General features: G+C 63.7%; 17 protein-coding genes and 2 pseudogenes. 8 read left to right on the top strand and 11 right to left on the bottom strand.

Going from position 1 to position 18,990, the window contains the following annotated elements:
- Window positions 1-123: pseudogene (locus ACK5IR_RS02535) on the top strand (LuxR family transcriptional regulator); the annotation flags it as partial.
- Window positions 124-578: 455 nt separating this feature from the next.
- On the opposite strand, the gene tsf reads toward ACK5IR_RS02535, so the two are convergent.
- Together tsf and rpsB are read right to left on the bottom strand one after the other, a co-directional pair.
- The gene (gene tsf, locus ACK5IR_RS02530; protein WP_416925581.1) at window positions 579-1,454 is read right to left on the bottom strand and encodes a translation elongation factor Ts; all 876 of its coding nucleotides are present in this window, start codon (window positions 1,452-1,454) and stop codon (window positions 579-581) included.
- Between the two features lie 92 nt (window positions 1,455-1,546).
- Window positions 1,547-2,335, bottom strand: coding sequence for a 30S ribosomal protein S2 (rpsB, locus tag ACK5IR_RS02525; protein ID WP_416925579.1), 789 nt, complete (start codon window positions 2,333-2,335; stop codon window positions 1,547-1,549).
- 218 nt (window positions 2,336-2,553) lie between these two features.
- On the opposite strand from rpsB, the gene ACK5IR_RS02520 reads away from it, so the two are divergent.
- From ACK5IR_RS02520 to ACK5IR_RS02510, 3 genes are all read left to right on the top strand, one after another.
- Window positions 2,554-3,438, top strand: coding sequence for a PfkB family carbohydrate kinase (locus ACK5IR_RS02520; RefSeq protein WP_416925577.1), 885 nt, complete (start codon window positions 2,554-2,556; stop codon window positions 3,436-3,438).
- Between the two features lies 1 nt (window position 3,439).
- Window positions 3,440-4,354 carry a pseudouridine-5'-phosphate glycosidase gene (locus ACK5IR_RS02515; RefSeq protein WP_416925575.1) on the top strand — a complete coding sequence of 305 codons (915 nt, stop codon included), beginning with the start codon at window positions 3,440-3,442 and terminating at the stop codon, window positions 4,352-4,354.
- Window positions 4,355-4,439: 85 nt separating this feature from the next.
- Entirely contained in the window at window positions 4,440-5,204 is a 765-nt protein-coding gene (locus ACK5IR_RS02510) for a DUF502 domain-containing protein (RefSeq protein WP_416925573.1), read from the top strand.
- Window positions 5,205-5,426: 222 nt separating this feature from the next.
- Here ACK5IR_RS02510 and ACK5IR_RS02505 read toward each other — a convergent pair.
- Window positions 5,427-5,639, bottom strand: a pseudogene (locus ACK5IR_RS02505) (patatin-like phospholipase family protein); the annotation flags it as partial.
- Window positions 5,640-5,669: 30 nt separating this feature from the next.
- Complete coding sequence (locus tag ACK5IR_RS02500; protein ID WP_416925571.1) at window positions 5,670-6,443, bottom strand: 3-hydroxybutyrate dehydrogenase; 774 nt, start codon at window positions 6,441-6,443, stop codon at window positions 5,670-5,672.
- Between the two features lie 332 nt (window positions 6,444-6,775).
- On the opposite strand from ACK5IR_RS02500, the gene ACK5IR_RS02495 reads away from it, so the two are divergent.
- Window positions 6,776-8,596: an extracellular solute-binding protein gene (locus ACK5IR_RS02495; RefSeq protein WP_416925569.1), complete on the top strand. Its 1,821-nt coding sequence runs from the start codon at window positions 6,776-6,778 to the stop codon at window positions 8,594-8,596.
- Between the two features lie 78 nt (window positions 8,597-8,674).
- Here ACK5IR_RS02495 and ACK5IR_RS02490 read toward each other — a convergent pair whose 3' ends face one another.
- The 5 genes from ACK5IR_RS02490 to ACK5IR_RS02470 form a co-directional block, all read right to left on the bottom strand.
- Window positions 8,675-9,304, bottom strand: a complete 630-nt coding sequence (locus ACK5IR_RS02490; RefSeq protein WP_416925585.1) for a VPLPA-CTERM sorting domain-containing protein — start codon at window positions 9,302-9,304, stop codon at window positions 8,675-8,677.
- 329 nt (window positions 9,305-9,633) lie between these two features.
- Window positions 9,634-10,347 carry a VPLPA-CTERM sorting domain-containing protein gene (locus ACK5IR_RS02485; RefSeq protein WP_416925567.1) on the bottom strand — a complete coding sequence of 238 codons (714 nt, stop codon included), beginning with the start codon at window positions 10,345-10,347 and terminating at the stop codon, window positions 9,634-9,636.
- Between the two features lie 308 nt (window positions 10,348-10,655).
- Entirely contained in the window at window positions 10,656-11,156 is a 501-nt protein-coding gene (rpsI, locus tag ACK5IR_RS02480; RefSeq protein ID WP_416925565.1) for a 30S ribosomal protein S9, read from the bottom strand.
- A gap of 5 nt (window positions 11,157-11,161) precedes the next feature.
- Window positions 11,162-11,620: a 50S ribosomal protein L13 gene (gene rplM, locus ACK5IR_RS02475; RefSeq protein WP_416925563.1), complete on the bottom strand. Its 459-nt coding sequence runs from the start codon at window positions 11,618-11,620 to the stop codon at window positions 11,162-11,164.
- A 196-nt stretch (window positions 11,621-11,816) separates the two neighbouring features.
- Complete coding sequence (locus ACK5IR_RS02470; protein WP_416925561.1) at window positions 11,817-12,248, bottom strand: PaaI family thioesterase; 432 nt, start codon at window positions 12,246-12,248, stop codon at window positions 11,817-11,819.
- 57 nt (window positions 12,249-12,305) lie between these two features.
- Here ACK5IR_RS02470 and ACK5IR_RS02465 point away from each other — a divergent pair, with 57 nt between their 5' ends.
- Window positions 12,306-13,097 carry an enoyl-CoA hydratase gene (locus tag ACK5IR_RS02465; RefSeq protein WP_416925559.1) on the top strand — a complete coding sequence of 264 codons (792 nt, stop codon included), beginning with the start codon at window positions 12,306-12,308 and terminating at the stop codon, window positions 13,095-13,097.
- A 143-nt stretch (window positions 13,098-13,240) separates the two neighbouring features.
- On the top strand, window positions 13,241-15,661 hold the full coding sequence (locus ACK5IR_RS02460) for a GcvT family protein (RefSeq protein ID WP_416925557.1): 2,421 nt from the start codon (window positions 13,241-13,243) through the stop codon (window positions 15,659-15,661).
- 101 nt (window positions 15,662-15,762) lie between these two features.
- Here ACK5IR_RS02460 and ACK5IR_RS02455 read toward each other — a convergent pair whose 3' ends face one another.
- Both ACK5IR_RS02455 and tsaA read right to left on the bottom strand, forming a co-directional pair.
- Window positions 15,763-16,086 carry a hypothetical protein gene (locus ACK5IR_RS02455; RefSeq protein WP_416925555.1) on the bottom strand — a complete coding sequence of 108 codons (324 nt, stop codon included), beginning with the start codon at window positions 16,084-16,086 and terminating at the stop codon, window positions 15,763-15,765.
- 155 nt (window positions 16,087-16,241) lie between these two features.
- On the bottom strand, window positions 16,242-16,736 hold the full coding sequence (gene tsaA, locus ACK5IR_RS02450) for a tRNA (N6-threonylcarbamoyladenosine(37)-N6)-methyltransferase TrmO (RefSeq protein ID WP_416925553.1): 495 nt from the start codon (window positions 16,734-16,736) through the stop codon (window positions 16,242-16,244).
- 263 nt (window positions 16,737-16,999) lie between these two features.
- Between tsaA and ACK5IR_RS02445 the strand changes: the two genes are divergently transcribed.
- Window positions 17,000-18,943, top strand: coding sequence for a tetratricopeptide repeat protein (locus tag ACK5IR_RS02445; RefSeq protein ID WP_416925551.1), 1,944 nt, complete (start codon window positions 17,000-17,002; stop codon window positions 18,941-18,943).
- The last annotated feature ends 47 nt before the right edge of the window (window positions 18,944-18,990 follow it).

Raw genomic sequence — 18,990 nt, 5'->3', positions numbered from 1 at the left:
CTGACCCCCGCGACGATCGAGAAGCATCTGCGCCTTGCGCGCGAGGCGCTGGACGTGATGACCACCGCGCAAGCCGTTCTGAAGGCTTCGTTTCTCAATCAGATATTCATCGTCGAGGACTGAGCCGCCCCGCGTGCGCTGCGCGCCATCGAGGCGGTACGCCGCGAAGCGCCGGCGTCAGCAGCGCGCGCGGAAGGTTCCACGGTCAGGGATTCCGGACTTTCTAAAATCGTCCTGAATTGGCATCTTCTACTTGTTCCGTGAGTGGTGGCAATTAGCCAAGGAACAGCGGATCGCCGGAGGCTCTGGATTGAGAGCAAAGGTGGTTCGCACCGGGAAACCGGAACGTCGGCCCGAGGATGCATTTTCCATCTTTCGGGTCGGCACCATCCAGGGCCAGCGGTGGCATCCCCTTTGACCGCCGGTCCCAATTGGATCAGGCGGCACAGTCTACCCGTGACTGTGCCGCCTTTCCGTTTTCGGGCCATATGTGCCGTTTGCGCAGGTACCCCGATATGAAAAACGCCGCCCCGAGAGGCGGCGTTGTCGTTGCCGGTCGATGGTCGACCGGGCGTGTCTCAGCCCTGAACCGCCTTGGCGATCTCGGCGGCGAAATCCTCCTGCTTCTTCTCGATTCCCTGCCCGACCTCCATGCGGACGAAGGCAAGGATCTCGGCACCGGCTTCACCGGCGGCCGCGCCGACCGTCAGATCGGGGTTGATGACGAAGTTCTGCCCAAGCAGCGTGACCTCGGCCATGAATTTCTTCATCCGGCCTTCGATCATCTTTTCGATCACCTGCTCCGGCTTGCCGGATTCGCGGGCGATGTCGATCTGGACCTGACGCTCGTGCTCGACGATCGCCGGGTCGAGATCGGCCTCGGACAGCGACGCCGGGCTGACGGCGGCGATATGCATCGCAACCTGCTTGCCGAACTCCTCGCTGCCGCCGTTCATCGCCACCAGAACGCCGATCCTGCCCAGTCCGGGGGAAACGGCGTTGTGGACATAGGAAACCACGGTTTCACCCTCGACCCTGGCCATGCGGCGTACGGTCATGTTCTCGCCGATGGTGGCGATCTTGTCGGTCACGACCTGCTCGACGGTCTTGCCGCCGAGATCGGCCTGCATCAGCGCCTCCAGATCGCTGGCGTTCATCGCTGCATCGGCGATCGCGCGCACCATGTCCTGAAACTCGGCATTCTTGGCAACGAAGTCGGTCTCGGAATTGACCTCGACGACGACACCCCTGCCCCCTTCGACCCTGACGCCGACAAGCCCTTCGGCAGCGGTCCGGCCCGATTTCTTGGCGGCCTTGGCCAGGCCCTTGGTGCGCAGCCAGTCGACGGCGGCATCCATGTCGCCGTTCACCTCGGTCAGTGCCGTCTTGGCATCCATCATGCCCGCGCCGGTCATGTCGCGCAGTTCTTTCACCAGTTTCGCGGTGATAGCCATCTTGGCTCTCCTCGATTGGGGTCCCGATGCGGCAGGCCAGCGCCCGCCGCCTGTGTCAATTCGATGACGGGTGCCGAAACACCCGCAGGATATCAGGCTTCAGCCGGGGTTTCGGCCTCTTCGGGGGCGATTTCGAGTCCCTCTTCGGTCAGGCCGTCTTCCATCGCGCCGACATCGATACCGGCGGCATCCATCTGGGCCGACATGCCGTCGAGCGCCGCTCGCGAGACGAGATCGCAATAAAGCGCGATGGCACGGGCGGCATCGTCATTGCCTGGGACCACATAATCCACACCCTCGGGCGAGGCGTTGGTATCGACAACGGCGACAACCGGGATGCCGAGTTTGCGGGCTTCGGCGATGGCCAGGTCTTCCTTGTTGACGTCGATCACGAACAGCAGGTCCGGCAGGCCGCCCATCTCGCGGATACCGCCAAGGCTGGCTTGCAGCTTCTGCTGGTCGCGCTCCATGTGCAGGCGCTCTTTCTTGGTCAGCCCTTCGGCGCCCATCGCCATCGTCTCGTCGATCGACCGAAGGCGGCCGATGGATTGCGAAACGGTTTTCCAGTTGGTCAGCGTTCCGCCCAGCCAGCGGTGGTTCATGTAATATTGCGCGCAGCGTTCGGCGGCGTCGGCAATCGGCTTCTGCGCCTGCCGCTTGGTGCCGACGAACAGGATACGCCCGCCCTTGGCCACGGTCTCGCGCACCGCGTTGAGCGCGGCGTCGAGCATCGGCACGGTCTGCGTCAGGTCGATGATGTGGATACCGTTACGATCGCCATAGATGTATTCGGCCATGCGGGGGTTCCACCGCTGCGTCTGGTGGCCGAAGTGAACGCCAGCTTCCAAGAGCTGGCGACTGGAGAATTCAGGAAGCGCCATGTCTTTGTCCTTTCCGGTTTCGCGTCCTCGGCAGGGTCATTCAGGGATCTCTCCCAACCGGCGGACCGAACGGGGATGTCTCCCCCGATGGCCCAGGCCCCGCCTGTGAAGTGTGGCGCGCTTACACCGGCGGGCGGATCATTGCAAGCCCTCGGGGTGAAATCCGGGCGGCGGCGGTTGGGGCTTGCCAGCCCTGTGATGCCGAGCAAGAAAGGCGCATGAATACCGCCCCCGATATTCTCTGCATCGGTTCCGTTCTCTGGGACGTGATCGGGCGCACGCCCCGTTCGATGGCGGTCGGGCACGATGTTCCAGGCCGGATCACCCGCCTGCCCGGCGGGGTTGCGATGAATATCGCCATGGCGCTGGTGCGCGAAGGACTGCGGCCGGCCCTGCTGACGCTGCTGGGGCGCGACCCCGCCGGGCGGGAACTGGCCGGGGCCGCCGGGGCGATGGGCATGCTCACCGAACACGTGACCTGGTCGGACGACCTGCCGACCGATCAGTACATGGCAATCGAGGCCGAAAACGGGCTGATCGCGGCGATTGCCGACGCCCATTCACTGGAACGCGCCGGCGACAGCATACTTGAACCGCTGCGCGATGGGCGGCTAGGCACACCCGATGCCCCATACCCGGGCGTCATTGCGCTGGATGGCAACCTGACGGAAAGACTTCTGTCAGATATCGCCGGCAACACATTGTTTTCGAATGCCGATCTGCGCATCGCGCCCGCCTCGCCGGGCAAGGCCTCCCGGCTTGTGCCGCTGCTGCGTCACCCCGGCGCCACGCTCTATGTCAACCGCATCGAGGCCGGGCTGATCTGCGACAGGAAATTCGAAAACGCTCAGGCCGCGGCCGAAGGGATGCGCGCCCTGGGTGCGCGGCGCGCTCTGGTGACCGACGGCGCCGCGCCTATGGCCGAATCCGGCCCCGGCGGGCTGCGGGTCGGGCACCCGCCGCAGGTGGTCGTCACCCGTGTGACGGGCGCCGGCGATACCTTCATGGCGGCCCATATCGCGGCCGAGATGCGCGGGCTTGCCGGTCAGGCGGCCCTTGAATGCGCGCTGCACACAACAGCGGCCTATGTTTCGGAGACCTGACGTGAACCTGTCCATAGCCTATTCCAGCGAGGTTGCCGCGGCGCGCGCCAACGCCGCGCCGATCGTGGCGCTGGAAAGCACCATCATCACCCATGGCATGCCCCACCCGCAGAATATCGAAACGGCGCGGCGGGTCGAGGCGGCAGTGCGGAGCGCCGGGGCGGTGCCCGCGACAATTGCGGTGCTGGGGGGCACGCTGCACGTGGGGCTCGAAGCTGCCCAGCTCGACAGGCTCGCCCGGGCCGGGGATGTCGCCAAGCTCAGCCGGGCAGACCTTGCCGTGTGCATGGCACGCGGTGGCAACGGCGCGACGACGGTTGCCGCGACGATGATCGCGGCACATCTGGCCGACATACCGGTCTTTGCCACCGGCGGCATCGGCGGTGTGCACAGGGGAGCCGAGGCAAGTTTCGACATTTCGGCCGATCTTCACGAGCTTGCGCGCACCCCGGTCACGGTTGTCGCCGCCGGCGCCAAGGCGATCCTCGATCTGCCGAAGACGTTCGAGGTACTGGAAACGCTCGGCGTGCCGGTCATCGCTTTCGGGCAGGACACCCTGCCCGCCTTCTGGTCGCGCGACTCGCGGCTGCCCGCGCCGTTGCGCATGGAGACCGCCGCCGAAATTGCCGCCTCGCATCGGATGCGGCGGGAACTCGGGCTGGCGGGCGGACAACTGGTCGCCAACCCGATACCTGTGGCCGATGAAATTCCCACCGGGGTTCTGGCGCCGGTCATCGCGCAGGCGCAGGCCGAGGCGGAGGCGCGGAACATCGCGGCCAAGGCCGTGACACCCTTTCTGCTGCAACGCATCTTCGAACTGACCGGGGGAAGATCGCTCGACGCAAACATCGCACTGGTACTGAATAATGCGCGATTGGCGGCTGAAATTGCTGATGAAATCGCCAGGGCGCGCTGATTTGAACGAATTGCCGGCGTTAACGCTTGCCATGGATGATCCGGCCACCTAGCTATCATCTGGAACGAGTTGGTAGCGCCCCATCATGCCCGAGAACAACGGACAGGAAGATATTCACCTGCCGCGAAAGCGGTCGGGCCTGTTTGCCAATCTGCGCTCGTCCTTTCTGACCGGTCTGGTGGTGATCGCGCCGGTCGGGCTGACCGTCTGGCTGATCTGGACCGTGGTGGGATGGGTGGATGCCTTTGTGCTGCCGCTGGTGCCGAGCGCCTATCAGCCCGATACATTCTTCAGGCGCGTCTTCGGTGAGGACACGACGATCAACGTCCGCGGCATGGGCGTGTTCTTTTTCCTGTTCTTCACCGTCCTTGTCGGCTGGATCGCCAAGGGCGTGATCGGCCGTTCGCTGATCGGCTGGGCCGAGGGGCTGGTCGACCGGATGCCGATTGTCCGCTCGATCTACAGCGGCGTGAAACAGATCGCCGAAACGGTCTTTGCCCAGACGGAAAGCAAGTTCGACAAGGCCTGCCTGATCGAATACCCGCGCGAGGGGCTGTGGGCGATCGCCTTCGTCTCGACCAGCGCCAAGGGGGAGGTTTCGCGGAACATTCCCCGCAACGAGCGGATCATGTCGGTCTTCCTGCCGACAACGCCGAATCCGACCTCGGGCTTTCTGCTTTTCGTTGCTGAAAGCGATCTTATCTATCTCGACATGAGCGTCGAGAACGCCGCCAAGCTCGTCATTTCCGCCGGCCTCGTCTATCCCGCCGACCGCAAGGACGGTGAAAAGCCCGCCGCCGATGCCATTCCGCTGCCGGTGGAACGAAAGGACGCCGGAGGGCGGGCCTGAACGGCCTCAGCCGAACAGCCGGTCCAGATCCAGCGTGTCGCGCCTGTTGAGGTCGCGCTTGTGCCGGGCAAGGAAGCTGTGCGCCGCAGCCCTGCCCGCCGTTTTCAGCCGCGACAGGACCAGCGCCGATGGCACCAGCTTGGTTGCCACCCCAAGGTCGTTCATCAACTCGGCATCGTCGATCATGTGCAACAAGACGTTGTTCATCCTGTCAGGGTTGGCGCGCCCGTCCGCCATCAGACCGGCCTTCAGCGCGGCGCCGTTCAGCGCACCGGCCGAGGTGCCGGAAATCGCGGCGATCTCGATGTCGTCGTCTTCGAGAATGCGGTCGAGCACGCCCCAGGTAAAGGCGCCATGGACGCCGCCGCCCTGAAGCGCCAGATTGATGCGTTTAAGTGCCAAGAGCCGCTCCTTCACCGCCTGCGACAATTGCATGCCGCAGGCTCGCGCGCATTTGCGTGTGCCTCAGAGCGAGGTCCAGCCACCGTCCACGCTGATCGTCGTGCCGGTGATCTGGTCGGCGGCGGGCGAGCAGAGGAAGACACAGGTACCGCCCAACTGTTCGACAGTGGCGAATTCCTTGGACGGCTGCCGTTCGAGCATGACCTTTCGGATCACGTCCTCGCGGCTCATGTCGTATTCCTTCATCGTGTCGGGGATCTGCGCCTCGACCAGCGGGGTCAGCACGTATCCCGGGCATATGGCGTTGGCGGTGATCGGCTCCTGCGCCGTTTCCAGCGCAACGACCTTGGTCATGCCGACGATGCCATGCTTGGCAGCGACATAGGCCGCCTTGTAGGGCGAAGCCGTCAGCCCGTGCGCCGAGGCGATGTTGACCAGCCTGCCCCATCCCGCCGCCCGCATCATCGGCAGCGCCGTCGCTGTGGTGTGGAAGGCGGAGTTCAGGTTGATGGCAATGATCGCGTTCCACCTGTCCTCGGGGAATTCGTCGATCGGCGAGACATACTGGATACCGGCGTTGTTGACGAGGATATCGCATTTCCCGGCTTTCGCGATCAGGTCGCGGCATTCCCGGCCGATCGACATGTCCGCCTTGACATAGCGTGCCTGGGTGCCCGTCTCGCGCCCGATGACGGCGGCAAGCTCGTGATCCTCGTCCCTGTCAGTGAACGAGTTGAGCACCACATCCGCGCCGGCACGGGCCAGTTCCCATGCAACCCCAAGCCCGATACCCGAGTTCGACCCGGTGATCACGGCCGTCTTCCCCTTCAGCGACATGTTCGTCCTCCTGTCGTGCCATTTCCGGCGCAGCATACATGCTGCACGCGCAGAATGAACCCGCAGCGATGACCGAATCTTCCGCGATTTGACGCGGGGGGGGCTGCGCGGCGAAGTCCGTTCCGAACATCGGGAAGCCGGACAAAAAAACGCCCGCACAAGGCGGGCGTTAAGTCATTGAGGCAGGTTTCATACAGGCAAGAAACCTATCGAGCAGTAGTAGTGTTATACGCAAACGAACGCCGAACGCCAAGTTAAAAGTTTGAAAAGCTTGACTTGCGGGGCTACGCTCGCGCCCAACAATACAAGGGCAGAGTGGGGATAAGCAGAAAATGCTGCGGATTCTGTTGGGTCGTGGCCGTGGCCGGATTGCGACACTTGCGCTGATGATGGGCGCCGGGAGCGCGATGGCAGAACCAACGCATGGCATAGCTATGTATGGCGAACCGGCGCTTCCACCGGATTTTGTGTCCCTGCCCTATGTCAATCCGGATGCTCCGAAAGGCGGACGAATCGTTCTGTCCGAGGTCGGCGGTTTCGACAGCCTCAATCCGTTCATTCTCAAGGGCACTTCGGTCTATGGTCTGGGCGCCTATGGGTTCGAGTCCCTTATGGGGCGGAACTGGGCCGAACCGTTCTCGCTTTACGGGCTTCTGGCCGAATCGGTCGAGACCGGACCGAATCGGGAATGGGTCGAATTTACCCTGCGCTCCGAAGCCCGGTTCTCGGATGGCAGCCCGGTGACGGTCGAGGACGTGCTCTGGTCGATGGAAACGCTCGGAACGCTGGGCCACCCGCGCTATCGTGGCGCCTGGGAAAAGATCGCCAGCGCCGAGGCAGTGGGGCCGCGCACGGTACGCTTCACCTTCAATACGGTGGACCGCGAACTGCCGCTGATCCTGGGCCTCAGGCCGATCCTGAAGAAAGCGGAATATGACGACCGGCCGTTCGACGAATCGTCGCTGGAGCCCCCTGTCGGCAGCGGCCCCTATGTGCTCACCGGTTTCGAGGCCGGCCGCCACGCGGTCCTGAAGAAGGACCCGGACTGGTGGGGCAAGGACCTGCCCTTCAACCGCGGTCAACAGAACATCGACGAGATCCGCTACGAATGGTACGGCGACGGCGAGGTCGCGTTCGAGGCGTTCCGCGCCGGCGCAATCTCGTCCAACCGCGAGTTGAACCTCAACAAATGGAAGACGGCCTACGACTTTCCCGCCGTCCGTTCCGGCGCCGTGGTGCTGTCCGAGATCCCCAACCAGCGCCCCTCGGGTATTCGCGGGTTTGTCATGAACACCCGCCGCGCCCCGTTCGACGACTGGCGGGTGCGCGACACGCTGATTCACGCCTTCAACTTCGAATTCATCAACAACGCAATAAACGGCGGGGAAGAGCCCAGAATCACATCGTATTTCTCCAACTCCGTGCTTGGCATGTCGCACGGTCCGGCAGAGGGCAAGGTGCGCGATCTTCTCGAACCCTTCGCCGGCGATCTGCTGCCCGGGGCGCTCGACGGCTATTCGCTGCCCGTCTCGGACGGGTCGGCCTCGAACCGGCGCAACACGCGCATCGCACTCAGGACCCTCGCCGATGCCGGCTGGACGGTGCAGGACGGGGTGATGCGCGACAGGGCCGGCAGGCCGCTGGAATTCGATATCCTGCTGCGTTCGAGCGATCCCTACAACCTGCATGTCGGCAGCATCGCCGAACTGTACGCCGAACAACTGAAACGTATCGGCGTTGTCGCCAATATCGTCACCGTCGAGCCTGCCCAGTATCAGCAGCGCACCCAGACCTACGATTTCGACATGACCTTCTACCTGCGCACCATGTCGCTGAGCCCCGGTAACGAACAATACCTCTATTGGGGCGCCGACGGGGTGAGCGAGCCCGGAACGATGAACTGGATGGGAATGTCCAGCCCCGCCGCCGAAGCCATGATCGGCGAAATGCTCAACGCGAAAAGCGAGGAGGACTTCGTTGCGGCGGTAAAGGCGCTCGACCGCGTTCTGACGACAGGCCGCTACGTGATTCCGATCTGGTTTTCGCCCAGCGGGAGAATCGCCCACAAGGCGGAACTGAAATACCCGGCAACGATTTCGATCTACGGCGACTGGGCCGGGTTTCAGCCTGATGTCTGGTGGATCGGGAAATGACGCTGTTCGCCCCTTCCCCGCCGGCATGACAAAGGGCCCCGAGGGGGGCCCTTTTTCCGGAAAACGATAATTCTCTCGTCAGAGAGACTTGCGCCGACGGCCGAGTGCGACGAGTCCGCCCATCCCGGAAACCAGCAGCCAGCCGGCGGCCGGCAACGGCACTTCCGACGAAGGGCCGCCGGGGGCGGTGGGCGCAACGCCAAACTGCTTTGCGGAATCGCCATTCTGACCGATCGACTGGCCGCGCGCGGCGAAGGTCTGGCCATAAAAGTCCGTCACGTCCAGATCGCTGGCAAACATGGTGAACGAGAACGACAGATACTGGTCGCTGCCGCCCTTCAGGCCGGTCGTTCCGATCGCCAGGCCAAAATCGAACACCTCGCCGATATTGCCGGCCTGAACGTTGCTTGTGTTGGTGGCCTGCGCGGTGATGAAGGAATCGTCCGGGGCAAGCTCTTCAAAGCTGTAGGACAGCGGTAAATCGCCCAGCAGATTGAAATAGACTGCCACGACGTCTCCCTCGACGACCGAGGAATCGACCGCGTAGCTGAACTTTACGCCACCCGCCACATCTTCGAGAGTGACGTTTGTCGGCATCGGGACGCTGCCGCGCGCATCGTCCAGAGAAAACGATACCGTTAACGCCGATGCGGCGCTGGCAGTCATGGCAGCCGCAATGACGGCTGTTGAAATTAGGAAATTCTTCATCAAGCAACCTCACCCAGTTATTACACCTGCGGCGCGGCATTCCGGGGATGAAGAAAGTTCCGGCGCGCCATTCAGAAACATGATAACGATAACGGCTTCTCATCCCGGAGGCCAGCGGTATCTTAAGCAATCGCGCGCGCTCGCAATAAACCCATGCCGTATAGCTATTGGAATTCAACCGAAGATTGTATTTTCACTCTACCCATCGACCATTGGATGAGATGCCCACTTCAATTCCGGATGCTCCCCGAGGGATTCCGGTAATTTTCCGAATCAGGATATAAAAAAGGGCCGCGATTGCGGCCCTTTTGCGTTGATCTCTGGTCGGATCAGGAGGCCTTGCGGCGACCGGCGACACCAAGCGCGCCCATGCCGGCCAGAAGCAGCCAGGCCGCAGCGGGAAGCGGAACCGGCGCTGCCTCGAAACCGCCGACGAGGTTTTGCGAGCCATGTCCGCCCGCGGTTTCCGCAGCTTCGAAGAACGCCAGATCATAGGTGCCCGTCCAGCCCCCCGCCAGGCCGGCAAGGAAGGTATTGGCCTGCGCGCGGGCGGCGGCGCCGGCCGTGTTGGTCTCGGTGAAGCTGCCGTCCGAAAGCGAGAAGGTACCGCTCGTTTCGTAGGCGATCTCCCACAGGGCAAGCTGGAAGCCACCGGCCTGAACCTTGTCCAGTGTATCGAGCCCGTTATAGGCGGTGTTGAACAGGTTCTGGATGGCCGACTTCTGCGTGTCGTCCAGCGAAACCGCCGAGCCGCCGTTGGTGAAGATATCGTCGTCGATAGATTTGACGATATACTCGTAGGACGACTTGATGGTGGTGCCGATATCCAGGCACCAGGCCACGAAGGAATCCAGCGGCGCGGCTTCCGAGGTGGTCACGTTGAAGGCACCGGCATAGCCGTTGTAGGCCGGAGAACCGACCGTCACGCGGGCAAAGTTCTCGCTCACATTATAGCTGGTGTTCAGGGTCAGGGCCGACGCCGAGGTCGAAATCCCCGCAGCCAGCACCGTAAAGGCAAGAGTTTTGAAAAGTGTTTTGTTCATGTTTACCAACCGTTCTCTCGTTACTGCCCGGGCCGAAACCTGACGCCGGGATATTGTTTTGGATAACTCAAAATCAGCTCTGGTCAAAGGCTGCATTAACTATTTGATAAAATAATCGGCGCCTTTTGCGGAAATTGAAACACCTCGCGACAACTTTCGATTGTGGTCTGCATTTCCCATTCAGCCACGCCGCGATCAAGGTAATGAATTCAATACGCGTATGCCTTGCGGTCAATTCCACCCGGGGTTGAAGATTCGAAAACGGGGCCGCAAATGCGACCCCGTTGCAGGTAGTGATTCGCCTTGCCTCAGCGTTTCGAGAACTGGAAGCTGCGGCGGGCCTTGCGGCGGCCGAACTTCTTGCGTTCCACCACGCGGGAGTCGCGGGTCAGGAAACCGGCGGCCTTGAGCGCCGCGCGCAGGTTCGGATCGTAAAGCTGAAGCGCCTTCGAGATGCCGTGGCGGACCGCGCCGGCCTGCCCCGAAAGCCCGCCGCCCTTGACGGTGGCAACCACGTCGAACTCGCCCTCGACGCCGGCAATCTGGAACGGCTGGTTGAGGATCAGCTGCTGCACCGGGCGGGCAAAATAGACGGCGATGTCGCGGTCGTTGACGGTGACCTTGCCGGTGCCCGGCTTGATCCAGACACGGGCAACCGCATCCTTCCGCTTGCCGGTGGCATAGGAACGACCCAGTGCATCGCGCTGGGGCGCACGAGGGGCCTCGGCCTCGACCAGGACTTCGGCGGACTGCACAACGCCATCGGCCACAATATCCAGCTCGGCCAGGGTTTTGACTTCTTGGACCATGGGGCTCAGCTCCGCGTGTTCTTCTTGTTCATGGATTTCACATCCAGCACTTCGGGCTGCTGCGCCTCGTGCGGATGCTCGGTCCCGGCATAGACGCGCAGGTTGGTCATTTGCTGGCGGCTGAGCCGGTTGCCCGGCAGCATGCGCTTGACCGCCTGCGTCACCACGCGCTCGGGATAGGCACCTTCCAGGATCTGGCCGGTCGTGCGCGATTTGATGCCGCCCGGATGGCCGGTATGCCAGTAGTTCGGCTTGGCGCGCTTGTTGCCGGTGATCTGCACCTTCTCGGCGTTGATCACGATGACATTGTCGCCCATGTCCATATGCGGGGTGAAGGTGGCCTTGTGCTTGCCACGCAGCCGGTTGGCGATGATCGAGGCGAGCCGGCCCAGAACGACGCCTTCGGCATCGATCAGGATCCACTTCTTTTCGATCTCCGCCGGAGTAGCGGTGTAGGTCTTCATTCCAGTGCTCTTGCTGTTTCGGACATCCCGATATGCCCCGGCCGGCCGGCCGGCGCCAAGTGAACGCCCGATGTGTCGGATGGCGCGGTTCTAAGGATTTTCATGCCGCAGTCAACCACGGCCTGCCCAAATTTACTTCGTGATATCAGTCTGTTATAATTATGGTATCATATTACCCCAAAAATCACCCATAATGTCACTTCCCGCGCGGCGGTATGGAATAGGTCAGCGTGGCACGCGCGACCGGCTCGGGCTGCCCTTCGGAATAGATCAGCGCATCGCCCACTGCCAGGACCCGGCCGAGCTTGAGCAGTCTGGTTTCACACAGCAGGTCGCGTCCGGCGGCGGGCTTGCGCATGAAGTCGATCGAGCAACTGGTCGTGACGGCCAGCGCCACCGGCCCGATCCGCGCCAGAATGGCGAGGTAGACCGCGCAATCGGCCAGCGCGAAGATCGACGGCCCCGACACCGTGCCGCCCGGACGCAGGTGCATCTCGTCGACCTTCAGGCGCAGGCAGAGCCCCCGCCCGTCGACCCGCTCGATGGCGAAATTGCCCGCAACCTGCGGAAACTCGTCCGCCATGAAGGTATCGAGGCCGGCCATGTCCATCTTCAGCCCATCGGTCATTCGCGCTTTTCCTTCTTCCCGTAGCCGTTAGTCTGGATAAAACTACGGGAGGATCGGATGAACGGCGAGATTTTGCTGCGCGCGGATCGCGGCTACGTTGCGGAACTGACACTCAACCGGCCCGCCGCGCTGAACGCCCTGTCAGACGCCATGCTCGCGGCACTCGACACCCGGATAGCGGAACTGTCCGCCGACCGGACGATCCGGGTGGTGATCCTGCGTGGTGCCGGCAAGGCATTCTGTGCCGGCCACGACCTGAAGGAGATGCAGGCGGGACGCCAGGCGGAGGACCGGGGCGCGGCTTATTTCGCCGGTCTTTTCACGCGCTGCGCGGCGGTGATGACCGCGCTTCGGCGCATGCCGCAACCGGTGATCGCCGAGGTGCATGGCATCGCCACCGCGGCGGGCTGCCAGCTTGTCGCCTCGTGCGACATGGCGGTCGCCGCCGAAGGAACGCGCTTTGGGGTCAACGGCGTGAACATCGGACTATTCTGTTCGACCCCGATGGTGGCGCTGTCACGCAACGTGCCACGCAAGATCGCGTTCGAAATGCTGACAACGGGCAATTTCCTGGACGCGCAGCGCGCGGCGGCGGTGGGGCTGGTGAACCATGTGGTGGCGGCCGGGGAACTGTCGGAACGCACGCGCGCGCTGGCCGATCTGGTCGCCGGCACGCTGCAGGCTGCGGTCAGGACCGGCAAGCGCGCCTTCTACGACCAGATCGAAATGGATCCGGATACGGCCTACGCCCACACCGCCGCCGTCATGACCGAAAACATGCTTTGGCGCGATACCGACGAGGGCATAGCGGCGTTTCTGGAAAAGCGCCGCCCCGAGTGGCCCGGCTGAGGACCGCTGGCGGGAGGCGGCCGCCACCCATCCGCTCAAGCGATTGTGGTGAAAGGCCGGAATGCGACACAAGGTGTCGTATATCTCCTTGCCTTGCCATCATCGCGCCGCGACCGTGGCGCTGACACTTTCGGAGGCACGAAATGAAAACCACCACCCAGGTCTGCGTCATCGGCGGCGGCGTCGTCGGCTGCTCGGTGCTCTATCACCTGACCAAACTCGGCTGGTCCGACGTGATGCTGATCGAACGTTCCGACCTTACCAGCGGATCGACCTGGCACGCGGCAGGCGGCTTTCACACGCTGAACGGCGACACCAACATGGCCGCGCTTCAGGGCTACACGATCGGGCTCTACCGGGAGCTTGAGAGGATCACCGGCATGTCCTGCGGGCTGCATCACGTGGGCGGGATCACGCTGGCCGACACGCCCGAACGGTTCGACATGCTCAAGGCCGAGCGCGCCAAGCACCGCTACATGGGGCTGGATACCGAGATCCTGTCGCCGTCCGAAATCAGGGCGATGGCGGAACTGGTCAATATCGAGGGCATCATCGGCGGGCTTTACGATCCGCTCGACGGGCACCTCGACCCCTACGGCACGACCCATGCCTATGCAAAAGCGGCGCGCATGGCCGGGGCCGAGGTCGAGACCCATTGCATGGTGCGCGAACTGAACCCGCGCCCCGACGGAAGCTGGGAGGTGGTGACCGACAAGGGCACCATCCACGCCGAGCATGTGGTCAACGCGGCCGGGCTCTGGGCACGCGAGGTCGGCGCGATGGCGGGTGTCTATCTGCCGCTGCTGCCGATGGCGCATCAGTACATCGTCACCGACGACATTCCCGAGATCATGAACCGCAGCACCGAGTTCCCGCATATCATGGATCCGGGTGGCGAAAGCTATCTCCGGCAGGAGGGGCGCGGGCTCTGCATCGGGTTCTACGAGCAGCCTTGCGAGCCATGGGCGGTGGACGGAACGCCGTGGAGCTTCGGCCACGAATTGCTGAACGATGCCTTCGAGAAAATCGAGGATTCCATCGCCTTCGCCTATCGCCGCTTCCCGGTTCTGGAAACCGCCGGGGTCAAATCGGTGATCCACGGGCCGTTCACCTTTGCCCCCGATGGCAACCCGCTGGTCGGGCCGGTGCCGGGGCTGCGCAACTACTGGTCGGCCTGCGCGGTGATGGCGGGCTTTTCGCAGGGTGGCGGGGTTGGGCTGACGCTGGCGCAATGGATGATCGAGGGGCAGCCCGAACGGAACGCCTTTGCCCTCGACGTGGCACGCTACGGCAAGTGGACCACCCCCGGATATACCGTTCCCAAGGTGATCGAGAACTATCGCAGCCGCTTTTCGGTATCCTTCCCCAACGAGGAAAAACCCGCCGCTCGCCCATTCCGCACCACACCGATGTACGACATCTGGCAGGGCATGAACGCCGTCTTCGGGCAGCAATACGGGCTGGAGGTGGTAAACTACTTTGCCCTGCCCGGCGATCCAACCTACGAGACGCCGAGCTTCCGGCGCTCGAACGCGTGGGAGGCAACCAGGCGCGAGGTTCTTGGCGTGCGCGAGCGCGTCGGCATCAACGAGGTGCACAATTTCGGCAAGTTTTCCGTCACCGGGTCCGGTGCGCGGACATGGCTCGACCGGATCATGGCCGGCCGCATCCCGCAACCGGGCCGGCTGTCGCTGACGCCGATGCTCGAACCCTCGGGCCGGCTGATCGGCGATTTCACCGTTTCCTGCCTCGATGACGAGACGTTCCAGCTTACCGCCTCCTACGGCAGCCAGGATTATCACCTGCGCTGGTTCCGGATGAACCTGGACCCTGGCGACGATGTGCGGGTCGAGAATATCTCGGACCGCCGCACCGGCTTTCAGATTGCCGGCCCGCAGGCACGCGAGTTGCTGGCCCGCGTGACCCGCGCCGATGTCGGCGCCGAAGCGTTCCGCTTCATGGATGTGCGGCGCATGACGGTTGGCATGGCCGATACCATCGTGCAGCGTGTCAGCTACACCGGCGATCTGGGCTACGAGATTTTCACCGATCCGATAAGCCAGCGCCACCTGTGGCATGTCCTGTCACAGGCCGGTGCCGATCTGGGGCTGCAACCCTTCGGGATGCGCGCAATGATGTCGCTCCGGCTCGATAAGGGGTTCGGGTCGTGGCTGCGCGAGTTCTCGCCTGATTATACGCCGGGCGAAACCGGGCTCGACCGGTTCATCGCATGGAAGAAGAACGCGGATTTCATCGGTCGCGCGGCGGCCGTGGCCGAGCGCGACGCGGGCCCGAAGCGCAGGCTCTGCACCTTCGTCGTCGATGCGCTGGATGCCGATGTCGTCGCCTACGAACCCATCTGGCTGGACGGCGCGGTGGCCGGTTTCTGCACCTCGGGCGGTTATTCGCACTGGGCCGGAAAGTCGGTCGCCATTGGTTTCCTTCCGGTTGGCCGCATTGCCGAGGGGCTGGAGGTCGAGATCGAAATCCTCGGCGAAATGCGCCCGGCGACGCTCTATACCCGGCCGCTGTTCGACGCGGACGGAACGCGGATGCGCGGATGATCCTGCACGGGGACGGGCGGCGAGCAGGGCACCCGTCCCCGCGGCGCGCAAGCGGTCAGGCGGCCCGGACGGCCGCCCTCCTTCTCGCACGGATCGGACGATCAGCCGAAACGCAGGCGCCCGTCCTCAGGCGAGACGCGCGCGGCTACCGGCAAAAGGGCTGCTGCCCTGTCCGGCGCCGCCTGCCCCATGACCACGCGCACCAGTCTCTTTCCGTCGTCCGTCGCCGGTTCGCCCAGGGTGATGGAATGGACGCAAAGCCCGGCATCGGTGCCCGAAAGCACACGCTCGCCGGGGCGCAGATGGGCGGCGCAACACTCGCCTGCACCGGTGCGAACCACGCTGTCCGCCCGGAACGTCATCGTCAGGTTGCGTGGAATCACCCGTGTCGCCGGCTTTCGCGCCGGCTGTCTGAACTCGATCATACCTGCCTCTCAAGCCCTTGTTATGCCGGGCCATATTTGTCAGGCCACGCTAGCGCGAATGCAAAGCCGTTCAAGCGGCAGCGTGCGGCAGGCAGCGTTTCGCGCATCGGGTGAGTCTTTTCGGCATCATCTGCGAAATGCCGGAAGACCATGCCTCATGCGCTGTCCGGCGTGTCGATCGTTTCCTTCCAGGGCTTCAGGTCGACAAGCGGCGTTCCGTCGAGACAGTCGATCGCGTCGATCTCGACAATGCCGTCCTGCTGCCTGATCGCGGTGATCGTCACGCAGGACATTGCCACCGGATTGGGCCGGTTGGGTGATCTGAGCGCAAAGGTGCCGCGCGGCCCGTCCGCATGCCCCGGCATCTGGACGATCAGGTTGCGATGCGCCCGGTCCATCCAGTACAGCAGCATGACGGGCTGTCCGACAGACAAACCAGCCAGCCCGGCCTCGTAGCCCGGCGCAAGCTCGATCCGCGCGCCCTGCCCCGACCGGCGCGCGCCCGCGATGTTGCGCGGGCATTGCGCCTGCTCGGTCCATGGGCTGCGGATACGGCCGATGAAGCTGATGGTCGCATCCGGCCTTTCTGTCGGGTCGAACGGCAGGGTTGTCTCGCCTTGCCGGATCGGCGGCGGGGCTGTTTCTGGCATCTTCTTTCTCCGGTGGTGGATCCGTCGCAGTTTGCCCGCACCCGGCGCTGCCGCCATGCGCGGAACGCCGCAGGCGTGGCGATTACATCAGCGTCACAACTCAACGTATTGAAATAAATAACAATCGACACGAGGCAATTTTGCGAAATCGCCTGCCTGCGGGCTGGTGAACGGCGCCGGGAAGCGGTTAATGTTCGGCAAGGGCGGCGAAAGGAACGGGCATGGCGAGTCGGCAACCGGGGACACACGCAAATCTGTCATGCGTGACCACGCTTGTGCTGATGCTTGCACCGCCGCTTTACGCCCAGACCGCGACGGCACCAGCGCCGCAACCCACGGCCCGCATTCCGGCCTATGTGGGCAGCGAAACCTGCGCCACCTGTCACGCGCCGGAAACCGCCGAATGGACGGGTTCCCACCACGACCTCGCCTGGACCGAACCCACGGCCGACAATATCCTGGGCGATTTCAACGGTGCCGCCTTCACCCATCGCGGTGTAACCACAACCTTCAGCCGTGACGGCGACCGCTTTTTCATCGAAAGCGACGGGCCCGATGGCGCGTCTACACCTTGGCCGGTCGCGGGCGTTATCGGCATCACGCCGTTGCAGCAGTATTTCGTCGAAACCGTGCCCGGGCGCTTCCAGAGCTTCGATATCCCATGGGATACCACCCGGCACGAATGGTATCACATGTATCCCGACGAGCATCTGCCTGCCACGGACGCCTTTCACTGGACCGGCCCCTACAAGACCTGGAACAGCCGCTGCGCCGAATGCCATGCGACCGATTACGTGCGCAACTACCAGCCCGAAACCAATACCTACGCCAGCACCTATTCCGAGATCGGGGTCGGCTGCGAGGCATGCCATGGTCCGGGCGAGGCACATCTGACATGGGCCGAAAACGAACGCCGCCCGGAAAACTGGCCGTGGGACGGGCTGAGCGAATACGGGTTCACCGTCGTTTACCGCGCCGGAGATACGGAGACCGGGATACAGCAATGTGCCGGATGCCATTCGCGCCGCGGCCCGCTGCTGGGCGGCTCGCCGGTGCCCGGCACGCCCTATCATGCTGCCTACCGGCTTTCGACCCTGCGCGAACCGCTCTATCATCCCGACGGCCAGATCCGGGACGAGGTATATGTCTACGGCTCGTTCCTGCAATCGAAGATGTACGAAAAGGGTGTCGCCTGTTCCGATTGCCATAACGTGCATGCCGGTGCACCGGACAACGAAGGCAACGATATCTGCACCACCTGCCATTCGCCCGCCGGCAACCCCCGGTTCCCGAGCCTGCGACTGGCGGCCTATGACAGCCCCGAACACCACTTTCACCAACAGGGAAGCGAGGGGGCGCAATGCGCCTCCTGTCATATGATCGAACGCACCTACATGGGTGTCGACGGGCGGCGCGACCATTCGTTCCGCGTGCCGCGCCCCGACCTGTCGATCGCCACCGGCGCGCCCAACACCTGCACCGATTGCCACGCCGAGGAAGGCCCCTACTGGGCGCAGGCCGAGCTGGAAAAACGATTCCCGGATTCGCAATATCGCGGCCCGCATTTCGCGACCGCCTTCCATGCCGCCCGGCAGGGCGATCCGGTGGCGGCGGACGGGCTGGCAGGGATCGCGCTGTCGGACCTGCCCGGTATCGTGCGGGCGACGGCGCTGGAACTGCTGCAACCGATGGCGACGCCAGAACTGGCGGTCCGGCTTGCCCCGCTGCTGGAGGACGCCGACCCGATGGTGCGCGCCAACGCCGCCCCGCTTCAGCGCAGCGCCGCCCCACAGGACATGGTGCAGAACCTGCTGCCCCTGCTCGAGGACCCGATGCTTCTCGTCCGGCAGGCCGCGGCGCGCGAGATGCTCAGCGCCCCGGTCGCCTCCCTGCCCGACCGCTGGGCGACGGCGCAGAAAACCGCAACGGCGGAATGGCAGGAGACGCTGGGAGCGACGGCGGATTTTCCTGAAACGCAACTGGCCCTGGGAGGGATTGCACTGACCACGCGCAATGTCGACGGCGCGATTGCGGCATTCCGGCAAGCGGTCGAACTCGATCCGCAGATGGTGCAGGCGTGGTCGATGATCGTCCGCCTCGAAGCGGCGACCGGCGACGAGGACGCCGCACGCGAGACACTGGCCGATGCTCTCGCCCGCAACCCGGACGATCCCGGGTTGCAGAATCTGGAACTTCAGCTTCGCTGACCGGACAGGCCGGCCGACCCGCAGAACGCATTTGTGGCGCATTGCCA

This window comes from Tropicimonas sp., assembly GCF_047971885.1.
Classification (GTDB): Bacteria; Pseudomonadota; Alphaproteobacteria; order Rhodobacterales; family Rhodobacteraceae; genus Tropicimonas.
The sequence above is the reverse complement of the archived record's forward strand: the minus strand, read 5'-3'. Positions and strand labels throughout refer to the sequence as shown.